This window comes from Methylacidimicrobium cyclopophantes (genome assembly GCF_902143385.2).
GTDB classification, from domain to species: domain Bacteria; phylum Verrucomicrobiota; class Verrucomicrobiia; order Methylacidiphilales; family Methylacidiphilaceae; genus Methylacidimicrobium; species Methylacidimicrobium cyclopophantes.
On sequence record NZ_CABFUZ020000020.1, the window covers coordinates 1 to 11,304 of the forward strand.

At 63.0% G+C, this 11,304-nt stretch carries 12 protein-coding genes and 1 tRNA gene; 8 read left to right on the top strand and 5 right to left on the bottom strand.

Annotated features, from left to right (window positions below):
• A partial coding sequence (locus FN369_RS00590) for a radical SAM protein (protein ID WP_142524284.1) occupies positions 1-736 on the bottom strand: 736 nt, incomplete at its 3' end.
• Positions 737-921: 185 nt separating this feature from the next.
• Between FN369_RS00590 and hemW the strand changes: the two genes are divergently transcribed.
• Positions 922-1,989 (top strand): radical SAM family heme chaperone HemW, encoded by a 1,068-nt coding sequence (gene hemW / locus FN369_RS00595; RefSeq protein ID WP_178087576.1) that lies wholly within the window; start codon positions 922-924, stop codon positions 1,987-1,989.
• Here the strand turns inward: hemW and FN369_RS00600 are convergent.
• The 3 genes from FN369_RS00600 to FN369_RS00610 form a co-directional block, all read right to left on the bottom strand.
• Positions 1,986-2,354, bottom strand: a complete 369-nt coding sequence (locus tag FN369_RS00600) for an FtsB family cell division protein (protein WP_142524286.1) — start codon at positions 2,352-2,354, stop codon at positions 1,986-1,988. The genes hemW and FN369_RS00600 overlap by 4 nt on opposite strands.
• 69 nt (positions 2,355-2,423) lie before the next feature.
• Entirely contained in the window at positions 2,424-3,701 is a 1,278-nt protein-coding gene (eno, locus tag FN369_RS00605; protein ID WP_142524287.1) for a phosphopyruvate hydratase, read from the bottom strand.
• Positions 3,702-3,763: 62 nt separating this feature from the next.
• Complete coding sequence (locus FN369_RS00610) at positions 3,764-5,350, bottom strand: DHA2 family efflux MFS transporter permease subunit (RefSeq protein WP_142524288.1); 1,587 nt, start codon at positions 5,348-5,350, stop codon at positions 3,764-3,766.
• A gap of 106 nt (positions 5,351-5,456) precedes the next feature.
• Here FN369_RS00610 and FN369_RS00615 point away from each other — a divergent pair, with 106 nt between their 5' ends.
• A complete protein-coding gene (locus FN369_RS00615) occupies positions 5,457-5,948 on the top strand; it encodes a SixA phosphatase family protein (RefSeq protein WP_178087577.1) in 492 nt (163 codons plus the stop codon).
• Positions 5,949-6,140: 192 nt separating this feature from the next.
• On the opposite strand, the gene FN369_RS00620 is transcribed toward FN369_RS00615, so the two are convergent.
• Positions 6,141-6,215, bottom strand: a tRNA-Asn gene (locus FN369_RS00620).
• Between the two features lie 117 nt (positions 6,216-6,332).
• On the opposite strand from FN369_RS00620, the gene FN369_RS00625 reads away from it, so the two are divergent.
• From FN369_RS00625 to ruvB, 6 genes are all read left to right on the top strand, one after another.
• Positions 6,333-7,220 carry a 5'-3' exonuclease gene (locus FN369_RS00625; RefSeq protein WP_142524290.1) on the top strand — a complete coding sequence of 296 codons (888 nt, stop codon included), beginning with the start codon at positions 6,333-6,335 and terminating at the stop codon, positions 7,218-7,220.
• A gap of 109 nt (positions 7,221-7,329) precedes the next feature.
• Positions 7,330-7,698 carry a HesB/IscA family protein gene (locus FN369_RS00630; RefSeq protein WP_142524295.1) on the top strand — a complete coding sequence of 123 codons (369 nt, stop codon included), beginning with the start codon at positions 7,330-7,332 and terminating at the stop codon, positions 7,696-7,698.
• A gap of 12 nt (positions 7,699-7,710) precedes the next feature.
• Positions 7,711-8,943, top strand: coding sequence for an MFS transporter (locus FN369_RS00635; RefSeq protein WP_142524291.1), 1,233 nt, complete (start codon positions 7,711-7,713; stop codon positions 8,941-8,943).
• 74 nt (positions 8,944-9,017) lie between these two features.
• Entirely contained in the window at positions 9,018-9,503 is a 486-nt protein-coding gene (ruvC, locus tag FN369_RS00640) for a crossover junction endodeoxyribonuclease RuvC (protein WP_246189464.1), read from the top strand.
• The gene (gene ruvA / locus FN369_RS10930) at positions 9,500-10,117 is read left to right on the top strand and encodes a Holliday junction branch migration protein RuvA (RefSeq protein WP_178087578.1); all 618 of its coding nucleotides are present in this window, start codon (positions 9,500-9,502) and stop codon (positions 10,115-10,117) included. The genes ruvC and ruvA overlap by 4 nt, the downstream gene beginning before the upstream one ends.
• Entirely contained in the window at positions 10,114-11,136 is a 1,023-nt protein-coding gene (gene ruvB, locus FN369_RS00650) for a Holliday junction branch migration DNA helicase RuvB (RefSeq protein ID WP_142524294.1), read from the top strand. Before ruvA ends, ruvB begins: the two co-directional genes overlap by 4 nt.
• Positions 11,137-11,304 lie beyond the last annotated feature (168 nt).

Consider the following 11,304-nt stretch of genomic DNA (forward strand, 5'->3'; position numbering starts at 1 on the left):
CGCCGGCGGCCGGACGGAGCCGCGGGAGGGAGATCGTCAAATAGGAACGCCAAGCATGTTTGAGAAGCCATGCCGCATGGGCCGCCAAAGCAAGCGCATCTTCGCGCCAGGGAGCCAAACCGAGGAGAGCCCCGATCCCGATCCGGCGAAAGCCGGCCCGATAGGCTCTTTCGGGAGCCTGGAGGCGCCAAACGAAGTCGCGCTTCGGTCCGGAGAGATGGAGCGAGGAGTAGATCTCCGGAACGTAGGTTTCCTGGTAGATGACCACTCCTTCCGCTCCGGCATCGACGATCTCCCGATACTCCTCGACCTCCAGAGGAGCAATTTCGACGGAGATCGAAGGGAAATAGGGGCGAATTCGCCGGATGCAGGAGGCGACATAACCCGGCGACACCCACTTGGGATGCTCGCCGGCAACCAAAAGGATCGAACGGAAGCCCTGCTCCGCCAAAAATCGGGCTTCCCGTTCCGCCTCCTCCGGACTCAACGTAAGCCGAAAGATCGGATTCGACCGGGAAAAACCGCAATAACGACAGACGTTGACGCATTCGTTCGAGAGGTAGAGCGGAGCGAAGAGCCGGACGGTCTTTCCGAAAAACTGAGCGGTCCGCCCATTCGCCTCCTGCGCCATGGCTTCCAGTTCCGAAGGGGTCTTGGGCTCCAAAAGGGAGAGGAAGCGGGCTCTGTCTCGGAAGAATGGAAAGCTTTCCTCTTGGAGGGCGTCGGGAAAAGACATAGAGCAAACCTAGCGCAGGGCGAAGGCGGCCACAAGCGGGCCGATTCCGCGACGCTTTCCGAAAAAAACCTCTGACTCCGGCCCGCCGGCTCGTATGGTTCCTCGTGGTCTCCGATCCGCGATTTCCGGCCGGTTCGCAGCCGTTCGAGCGATCCACGAGCAGGGAGCCGATTCGGCACCTCTACGTGCACACTCCCTTTTGCGCGACCATCTGCCCCTACTGTGCCTTTTACGTCCATACCGGCTCGGCCAAGGAGATGCGCGTCTTTGTGGACGCGCTCCTGGGGGAATGGAAGAGGATCGCGCAAGCCCACCCCGTCGAAATCGAGACGCTCTATCTGGGAGGGGGGACACCCTCGCTGCTGCCTCTCGACGCGTTCCAGCGGCTCGCGGACGCTTTGCGCCCGTGGGAGGCCTTCGAAGCGACGATCGAGGCAAACCCTCGGACGGTGACTCCCGAGAAAGCATCGGCGTGGCGCAATCTCGGAATCGGAAGGGTGAGCCTGGGGGTCCAGTCGCTCGATCCGGCCGTGCTGCGCACGCTCGGACGCCGCCATACCCCGGCCGATGTGGAGCGAACGGTCGCTATCCTTCGGGAAGCGGGATTCCGCAATCTCAACATGGATCTGCTTCTCGGGGTGCCCGGACAATCTCCGGCTTCCTGGGAAGAAACTTTGGGGAGGACGATTGCGCTCGGACCCGAGCATCTATCGGCCTACGAGCTCACGTACGAGGAGGATACGCCATTTTTTCAGGCCAGAGCGGCCGGGATTTGGCGCGAGGAGGAGGGCCGGACGATAGCAATGTATCGGACGGCTTGGCGGATTCTGGAAGGGGCCGGGTATCGGCAGTACGAAATTTCCAACTACGCCCGATCCGGTTACGAGTCCCTGCATAACCAAGCCTATTGGCGGGGCAGGGATTACCTCGGACTCGGTCCGGGTGCTTGTTCGACGGTCGGTTCGCGCCGATGGCAAAATCGTCGGAGGACTCAGGAATATATCGCCGCTCTCCAGGCGGATCGGGACCCTCCGAGAGAGGAGGAAGCGCTCTCCGAAGCAATACGCCGGCGGGAACGGTGTTTTCTGGGGCTTCGAACGAGCGAGGGCATTCCCGTTTCGTGGATCGACGGGCACTCGGAGGATCTCCGCGCGCTGCTCGATCAGGGGTTGGCCGAGCTTTCGAAGGGCGTTTTCCGCCTCACGCCCGAGGGCCGGCTCTTGGCCGATGGGATCGCCGCTTTGTTCGTCTAAGGACGGGATCCCCCCGGGGCGACGACCCCGCTCTCCCCGGCTCCGCTCGGCTCGCTATCGCCGGCGAGAGGGAAGGGGTCGAAGCGGAAGATGATCTCTCCCTTTTTTCCGAGGTTGAGGCGGTCTCGGGCGATGCGGGTGAGGTAGTTCGGATCCGACTGCAGAAGCTCGAGTTGGAGGTTGAGATCCCGGTTGCGACTCTGCTCGAGCGCGACCTCGTGCTGGATTTTCTCCTTTTGCCGTTCCAGACGGTCGATCTGCTGCACCAGCGGCCAAAACGCGGTCAAGAGAATGGCTCCTCCGGCAAGCAAGATTCCTATCCGGAGCAGATGGCTCAGCTTTGCCCAGACCGTACCCCTCTTCATGGCAGCGCTCCCGAGGATGGCCGCTACGAAAAGGGTCCGCGGGTAATCGCCGGCCTCGCATCCGCCGCATTACCAGTGTCCAAATCGGCCGTCCTTTCCCAAATCTTCTTCGATTCGCAGAAGCTCGTTGTACTTGCCGACACGGTCGGAACGGGCGAAGGAGCCCGTCTTGATCTGACCCGCATTGCAAGCGACCGCCAGATGGGCGAGAAAGGGATCCTCGGTCTCTCCCGATCGATGGCTGAGCATCACGGCATATCCGTTTCGCTTGGCGAGATCGACCGTTTCCAAGGTCTCGGAAAGGGTCCCGATTTGATTCGGCTTGATCAGGATCGCGTTGGCGACACCCAGCTGGATCCCCTTGCGGAGGAATTCCGGATTGGTGACGAAGAGATCGTCTCCGACGAGCTGCACCTTCTCTCCGAGCTCGCGCGTCAGGATTTGCCATCCGTCCCAGTCGTTTTCCGCCGCTCCGTCCTCGATGGAGAGGATCGGGAATCGCTTGGCGAGCTCCTTGTAGTACTCGACCAAGTGAATGGCCGGCATGCGCCGCTGGTCGGATTTCCGGAAAACGTAGGCTCCGGAGCTCGGATCAAAGAATTCGCTCGAGGCCGGATCCATGGCGAAGAAGATCTCCTTGCCCGGAGTATACCCGGCCCGCTCCACCGCCGCACAGAGCAATTCCAAGACCTCTTCCGCCGACGAGAGGTTCGGGGCGAAGCCCCCTTCATCCCCGAGCCCCGTTCCCAGGTTACGTTCCCGGAGAAGGGTGCGCAGCGCATGGAATGTTTCCGCTCCGAAACGGATCGCCTCCGAAAAGGTAGGAGCGCCCCGAGGCACGATCATGAACTCTTGAAAGTCGAGAGGGGCATCGGAGTGGGCTCCCCCGTTGATGACGTTGGCGAAAGGCACGGGCAGGAGGTTGCTTCCGGTTCCGCCCAAATATCGATAGAGGGGGAGGCCCAAGGCCGACGCCGATGCCCGGGCTACCGCCAGCGACACTCCGAGCATGGCATTGGCACCCAGGTTGCTCTTATTCTTGGTCCCGTCGAGCTCGCGCAGGAGATGATCGATTTCTTCCTGGCGGAGCGCCTCGCGGCCTTGCAGAGCGGGAGCGATCAGCCTCTGCACGTTTTGCACCGCCTTCCCGACTTCCTTCCCCCCGTAGCGAGCCGGGTTTCCGTCCCGCAGCTCAAGCGCCTCGTGGATCCCCGTGCTTGCCCCGGAAGGAACCATGGCCCGGGCGGTCGTTCCGTCCTCCAAGGTGACTTCGGCCTCGAGCGTCGGATTGCCGCGGGAATCGAGCAGCTGCCGAGCCCGAATCCGCTGTATGGAGAAGCGACTCATATCGACCACTTTCTTGGCTGCGAAGGATTTTCAACACAAGCCAATTCTTGGGAGAGGGGCCGCTAGTGGATCATTCCTTCGCTCGGGGCTTTGGCCCCCTTCGTGGGGGCCAAGAAAAAGGCCAGGGGCAGGGATGCCAGGCAGACCCAGCCAGACCATTGAAAGATATCGACGTAGGCCCAGAGACTGGCTTGCCCGGTGAGCGTCCGATAGAGCACTCCCAAAGCCTGCTGCGCCCCCGGCACCGTTCCCGACTGGGTGGCCAGATAGCTCTGGATCGAGGCGAGCGCATCTCGGTAGTTCGGGTTCTCCGGTGTGTAGTAGCCAGCCAGGAAGTTCTGCTGGATCTGGGCGAAGCGCTGGGAATAGGTGGCGATGAGAGAGGTGCCCACGCTCCCTCCGATGTTCCGGAAGAGGTTGAAGAGTCCGGTGGCGTTTCCCATCTGCTCCCGGCGCAGGGTCACGACGGCGGCCGTGGTCAGCGGGACGAAGACGAGCGGTGCCCCGAAACCGTTGAGCAAGTTGGGAACGACGACGTTGAACTGAGCAATTTGAATATCGAAGTTCCCCATGAGGAACGAAGAAGCGGCTAGGAGGAGGAAGCCGAGGGCGACCAGAGTCCGGGCGCTCATGACGCCGAGCATTCGCCCGGCAAAGATCGCGCCGGCCACGGCGCCGATGCCGCGGGGGCTCACGGCGATTCCGCTCTGAAAGGCCGTGTAGGAAATCAGCGTCTGGAGGAAGAGCGGCAAGGCGGCGAGCGTTCCGTAAAGGACGACTCCGATCAAAAAGACCAAGCTGACGCCGGTGGCAAAGCTCTTGTCTTTGAGGATCCGGAGATCGACCAGCGGCACGGGAACCGAGAGCTCCCGAACCACGAAGCAGACGAAGCCCGCGAAGGAAAGGCCCGCCATCCAGCGGAGCCAGACGGCTCCGAACCAATCATCCTCCTGGCCTTTGTCCAAAAGCACCTGCAGGCAGCCCAGCCAGAGAGTCAAAAAGAAGAGACCCCAGACATCGACCTGGGTCGGACGATTGTTGCGCAGATAGGGGGGATCTTCGACGAAGAGACTCGATAAGAGGATCGCCAGAAGGCCGACGGGCAGATTGATGAAAAAGCACCAGCGCCAATTGACGTTATCGGTCAGCCAGCCGCCGAGCACGGGGCCGAGGATCGGGGCCACCACGACTCCAAGGGCGAAGAGACCCATCGCCTGTCCCCGCTTCGAGGGCGGGAAGCTCTCCAAGAGGATCGCTTGCGAGATCGGCTGGAGTCCGCCTCCCCCCACTCCTTGCAGGATGCGAAAGAGGATCAGATTGCCGAGATTGGAGGCGGCTCCGCAGAGCGCGGAACTTACCGTGAAGAGGGCGATGCAGGCCAAGAGAAGGTTGCGACGGCCGAAGCGGCGGCCCAGCCAGTCGGTCATCGGCAAGACGATCGCGTTGGAGACGAGATAGCTGGTGAGCACCCAGGTCGCCTGTGAGTTGCTCGCCGCCATTCCCCCCGCGATATAGGGGAGGGCGACATTGAGAATGGTCGTGTCGAGAACCTCCATGAAGGTCGCCAGCATCACGGATACTGCAACGATCCAGGGGTTGTGTCTCGGCTGCCAGGCGCTGTCGGGATTCGACTGGGGAGTGCCGTCCATGACAAGCCACGAAGAGTAGCGCGCTTCGTCGGATGAGCCAAGAACAAGAGCGGACCCGGCTGTTTCTCGCCTGGATTGGCGGCCTGTCTCTGGTATCGTCTTGCCGGTGAATCTCTACCTCGTGGCGCACGGAAGTGCGGTGCCAAACGAGAAAGATCCGGAAAGGCCCCTGTCGGAAGCGGGCATCGCCGAGTGCTCCCGTCTCGCCCAGCTTCTGCGCAAGTGGGGAGTCCGCGTCCAAGGTCTCGTCCACTCCTCGAAGACTCGGAGCCGGCAGAGCGCGCAAATCCTCTTGCCCGCCGTTTATCCGGGAGGGCGTCTGACCCTTTGGGAGTGCCTGGATCCGGACGACTCCCCCGGCCGCGCGCTCAGGGCGATCCGAAAAGAAAAGGTCGATCTTCTGCTCGTCGGGCACGAGCCCAACCTTGCAAAGATCGCCACTCGGCTTCTCGTTCCCAAAAAGATCCCGCCGGTGCTCTCCCTTTCTCCCGGCAGCCTGCTCTGGCTACAGCGCCAGCGGACCGAGGAAGGAAAGGCTTGGCGACTTCTCGGGATGCTCCGCGCCGAATCGCTGCGGGTTTGGGGAGGCGGTGGTTGACGTCTCCGGCATAGCATTTCTCATTCTTGGGCGGCGTCGCGGCGGGATGGAGGAACTCCGCCAGATCGGGAGCGTGGCATCGCCTTTGCGAATCGGAACGGCGTGGTGCCGCGCGGATCCCGAACCTCGACAAGAGCCGCTCGGCGCTCAAAGCAACGACTGGCGGCGTTGTCTCCCCGCGGCGAGCAAGCCTGGCTCCGGAGGTAGGATTCGAACCTACGACCAAGCGGTTAACAGCCGCTCGCTCTACCACTGAGCTACTCCGGAGTGGGAGGGGGAAATCTAGTGATTCGGGAGGCGTCTTTCCAAGAAAAAAGACAAGGGAGCGCGGCGGGAATTCGGGATGGGCTCGATTCCAAGGAGAAGGGATGGTAGGAGTGGGATGTGCGATTGCTTTTGGTCGACGGCAGCTATTACGCGTACCGCTCTTTTTATGCGATGCCCGCCTTGCAGACGAGTGCGGGCGCTCCGACGAACGCCCTCTACGGGCTCACCGTGGTGTTGCGGCGGATGCTCGCCGATCTGCGGCCGGCGCTTGCGGGGTGGGCGGTGGACGACGGCCTTTGCGCGGAGCGGGTGTCCCTCTGTCCGGAGTATAAGGCCCATCGGCCGGAAGTTCCCGAGGCGCTCTCCGTGCAGCTCGATCATGTCGAGGAGCTCATGGCGGCCCTGGGGGTTCCGGTGCTGCGCGTTGCCGGAGAGGAGGCGGATGATGTGATGGCGAGCTACACCGCCGCCGCCGTGGAGGAGGGGATGGAGGTCGTCCTGGCCAGCAACGACAAGGATCTTTTGGCGCTGGTTTCCTCTCGGGTGTCGATCTACCAGACTAACGGCAAGGACTTCCGCCTCCTCACCGAGCGGGACGTTACGGAAAAATGGGGAGTCTCTCCGGCGCAAATCCCCGATCTGCTGGCGTTGATTGGGGATTCGGTGGACAACATCCCCGGTCTTCCGGGCGTGGGGAAGGTGACCGCGGCCCGCTGGCTTCGGCGTTACGGCTCCTTGGAGGAGCTTCTCCGGCAGGCTCCCCAGGCGAGCGAGAGCAAGCTGCGGGAGCTGACCGCCGAGCAACGGGAGAGGATTCTGCGCAACCGAAGGATGGTCGCGCTGCGGACGGGGCTTCCGCTCCCGATTCCTCCGGAAGCGTTGACGGTTCGCCCCGACCTCGCGAAGCAGGTCGAGCTTTTCTGTCGGTGGGAGTTTCGAAAGCTCGCCAAGGAGGCGGAGGAGGCCTTGGCGGCGAAGACGGGTCAATCCGAGCTTTTTTCCTAATCCTTCCGCCCGCTTGCGGCGAAAGGCCCGACTCGGGAGAGCAACGAGGGGCGGTGCGGACTTGACCGGAGGAAAGGAGCGGAGGAAAGTCTCTGCGAGAATGGAGAAAATGGAAGGAGCTTCCTCGGTTTCTTACACCCTCGGCAACGAGAAGCTTTGCCGGATCACGAGCGAGGCGGCGGAGCGGCTTTCCGACCTGCTCCGGGAGTCGGAGAAGGTAGGCGGGGCGCTCCGGATCGCCGTGGTGGGAGGCGGCTGCTCGGGCCTCCAGTACCAAATGGATCTGGTCGATCGGCCTCGGGAGAAGGATATCCTGATCGAGGCCGGGGAAGTGCGCTTGGTCGTGGACCCGAAAAGTGCGCTCTTCCTCGCGGGCTCCGTCTTGGATTACTCCGAAGATCTCCAGAATCGCGGCTTCATCGTGCGAAATCCGAACGCTTCCTCTCACTGCTCTTGCGGGAAGAGCTTTTCCCTCTAATCGGCCGATCCCATGCGCGAAGACGGCCGGAAGCGTCTCCGTTCCGAAAGCGCCGTCTTGCGGATCGTCTTCTGCTTCGGGGTGGTCAGCCTCTTTGCCGACATGACCTACGAGGGGGCCCGATCGATTCTCGGACCTTTCCTCGGAAGCCTAGGCGCGAGCGGGGCGGCGGTCGGACTCGTTGCCGGCATGGGGGAGCTTGCCGGCTACGGGCTCCGTCTCTTTTCCGGGATGATCGCGGATCGGACGCGCTCCTTTTGGCGACTGACCGTCGGCGGATACGGAGTGAATCTCTTGGCGGTGCCGCTCTTGGGTCTGGTCTCCGCGTGGCCTGCGGCGGCGGTGCTGGTCGTTGCCGAGCGCCTCGGAAAGGCGATTCGGACGCCGGCGCGGGACGTCTTGCTCGCGATGGCGACGCGGGATTTCGGCAGAGGACGTGCCTTTGGCATCCATGAAGCGATGGACCAGATCGGCGCCGTCCTCGGTCCCTTGTCGGTCTCCCTCGTCTTGGCCCGCCAAGGGAGTTACCGGACGAGCTTCCTTTTGCTTGCCCTGCCGGCCGTTTTTTCCCTTGCGGCGCTCGGCTTCGCCCGCGGCTCCTTCGGTCGTTGGCAAAGCTCCGAGGAGAATGCGGCCGGTGCGCGGAAGAGCGGAGAGAAGGAGCTCCGGTCGTTGCCGCCCGCTTTTTGGAGCTATCTGGCGGCCGTCGGCTGCGTCGCGGCGGGTTATACCGACTTCGCTCTGGTCGCTTACCACGCGGCAAAGACGGGGGTGGTCGCCCCCCAAGGGGTGCCTCTGCTTTACGCCCTGGCGATGGGGATCGATGCCGGTGCGGCTCTTCTGGCCGGCCGGCTTTTTGATCGAAAAGGGTTCGGGTCGCTGGGCGGGTTGGTGATTTTGGGGGCTTCGGCGGCCCCGTTCCTCTTCCTGGAGCGGGGGATCGGGGCGATGTTGGCCGGAGTGTTGCTTTGGGGAATCGGCATGGGGGTGCAGGAGTCGGTGATTCGAGCCGCAGTGGCGGAGCTCGTGCCGCAGGAGCGCCAGGGGACTGGATACGGCCTCTTCAACATGGTCTACGGATTTGCCTGGTTCGGAGGAAGCGCCCTGATGGGCCTCCTCTACGACCGCTCGCCGATGCTGCTGGTCGCCGTTTCCTGCGGATTCCAGCTCCTTTCCCTTCCTCTCCTGGCGCGAACCCAGAGGCTCTTCGCCGCCGGGCGCATCGTTCCCGGAGGGGTCGGATGAGGGCGGGAACGCCACCGAAGGATTCCTTGACCCTTCGCAGAGGGTCGCTTTCAATAGGGGGTCACGTGCGGATAATGGGAGTTGATCCTTCCCTGCGACGAACGGGCTACGGCGTTCTCGAGCTGCTGCCCGGAAGCGAGCGGTTGCTCGATTGCGGGGTCATCGCCGTCGGCCCCAAGAAGTCCGAACTCGACTGCCTCCGGGAGATTTATCGGGGGATCAGCCAAGTTCTCGTGGAGCAAAAGGCCGAGGAAATTGCGATCGAGTCGGTGATTTACGTGCAGAATCATCGGACTGCGATCCAGCTCGGAGCAGCCCGGGGGGTTACGCTTTTGGCCGCCGGAAATGTCGATATCCCCGTTTTCGAATATCCTCCACGCCGGGCGAAAACGGCCGCTACCGGATCGGGCAGCAGCCGAAAGGCGCAGGTGGCCTTTATGGTCCGCAGCCTTCTCGGGCTGCGAGAGAACCTCCCCTTCGATGCCGCCGATGCGGTGGCCGTGGCTCTTGCGCACGCCGCCGCTCGGAGACGTTCCCTCGCCTTGCGGAGATCGTCGTGATCGGGTATTTGCGCGGCCGGCTCGTTCGTTCTTCTCCCACCCAGGTCTGTCTCGAAGTTCAGGGGCTGGGATTCGAGCTCTTCGTCCCCTTGAGCTCTTATCAGCGGCTTCCCTCCCCTCCGGCCGAGGTGCAGCTCTATACCCGCCTCCAGGCACACGAGAAAGGAATCGAGCTCTACGGATTTGCCGAGGAGGAAGAGCGGACCTTGTTCAGCTTGCTCGTCGATCACGTTCCCGGCATTGGACCGAGAACGGCTCTTTCCGTTCTCGGCGCGGCTTCCCCGGAGGAGTTGCGGAGCGCGGTCAGGCGGGGCGACCAGGCATGGCTTTCTCGAATCAAAGGGGTGGGAAAGAAGACGGCGGAGAGGTTGATTGTGGAGCTGCGGGATCGCTTTCCCGAGGTCGAAGGCCCGCTCGGCGCGGCAGGAGAGCCGCCGGGAGACGATCCGGTCGGCAAGGATGCCCGGCTGGCCCTGCTCGCCTTGGGGTATCGGGAAGCGGAAGCGGAAAAGGCCATCCGCTCGGCTCGTGAGCGGTTGCCGAAAGCCGGTGTGGAAGAATTGATTCGAGAAGCGCTTCGCGGATCGGGAGGAAAGGGAACGGCGAGCCGATGAAGGGGAACCCGGCCGATCTTCGCGTGCAGCGGGACGAGAGCTTGGAGGAAGCGCTCCGCCCCTCCTCGCTCGATGCGTTTGTCGGCCAATCGCGAATCAAGGAGCGGTTAGCGGTCTTGGTGGAAGCCGCACGTCGGCGAAGAGAGCCCCTGCCGCACCTCCTCTTCAGCGGCCCGCCGGGATTGGGGAAGACGACTCTGGCCCATATCTTGGCGAAGGAAATCGGAGCCAATCTCCGGCTGACCTCGGGCCCGGCGCTCGAGAGAGCGGCCGATCTCGCCGGACTGCTGAGCGGCCTGGAGGCGGGAGATATTCTCTTTGTCGACGAGATTCACCGTCTCAGCCGAACGGTGGAGGAATATCTCTACCCGGCGATGGAAGATTTTCGGATCGATATCGTGATCGACCAAGGTCCTGCCGCTCGAAGCGTTTGCCTGAGCCTGCCGCGTTTCAGCCTCTTCGGGGCGACCACCCGGGCCGGGATGCTGACAGCTCCCTTGCGCGGTCGCTTCGGACTCGTCAACCGAGTGGAGTATTACGGGGCGGAGGAGCTGGTGGAGGTGGTTCGACGCTCCGCTCGGATCTTGGGGGTGGAAACGGCGGAATCGGGCGCTTGGGAAATCGCTCGGCGTTCCCGCGGCACCCCCCGATTGGCGAACAACTTGATTCGCTGGGTCCGGGATTACGCGGTCGTGCGCGCGGGCGGGGAGGAGATTTCGGAAGCGGTGGTGCACCGTGCCTTGGAGATGCTCGACATCGACGCGGACGGGTTGGACGAGATGGACAAGAAGCTCTTGGAAACCATCATCTACAAGTTCGAAGGGGGGCCCGTCGGGTTGAGCACTCTTGCGGTCGCGGTCGGAGAGGATGCGGGCACGATCGAGGAGGTCCACGAGCCGTATTTGATTCTCGAAGGGTTCCTCCAACGCACTCCTCAGGGGCGTATCGCGACCGAAAGGGCCTATCAAAAGCTGGGCCTGCGGCCGGGCCATCGGGGCAGCCAATCGGAGCTCTTTTGAAAGGCATGGGGCCACTTCGGGGGAGAGCAGCCGATCCTCCCCTCCGGTCGTTTCGGCCGGTGGGGTTGCTGCTCTTTTGCGCGGCGTTCGTACTTGGGTTTTCGTCGGCGAAAGGGAGCCCCGGTTGGGAAAGCCGGGACTTTGCCGCCGCCTCCGCCTACTCCGCCC

Coding starts and splice junctions, on each gene's coding strand:
- FN369_RS00600 (WP_142524286.1), bottom strand. CDS start 2,354: ATGAAGAGGGGTACGGTCTGGGCAAAGCTGAGCCATCTGCTCCGGATA.
- eno (WP_142524287.1), bottom strand. CDS start 3,701: ATGAGTCGCTTCTCCATACAGCGGATTCGGGCTCGGCAGCTGCTCGAT.
- FN369_RS00610 (WP_142524288.1), bottom strand. CDS start 5,350: ATGGACGGCACTCCCCAGTCGAATCCCGACAGCGCCTGGCAGCCGAGA.
- FN369_RS00630 (WP_142524295.1), top strand. CDS start 7,330: ATGGAAGGAGCTTCCTCGGTTTCTTACACCCTCGGCAACGAGAAGCTT.
- FN369_RS00635 (WP_142524291.1), top strand. CDS start 7,711: ATGCGCGAAGACGGCCGGAAGCGTCTCCGTTCCGAAAGCGCCGTCTTG.
- ruvC (WP_246189464.1), top strand. CDS start 9,018: ATGGGAGTTGATCCTTCCCTGCGACGAACGGGCTACGGCGTTCTCGAG.
- ruvB (WP_142524294.1), top strand. CDS start 10,114: ATGAAGGGGAACCCGGCCGATCTTCGCGTGCAGCGGGACGAGAGCTTG.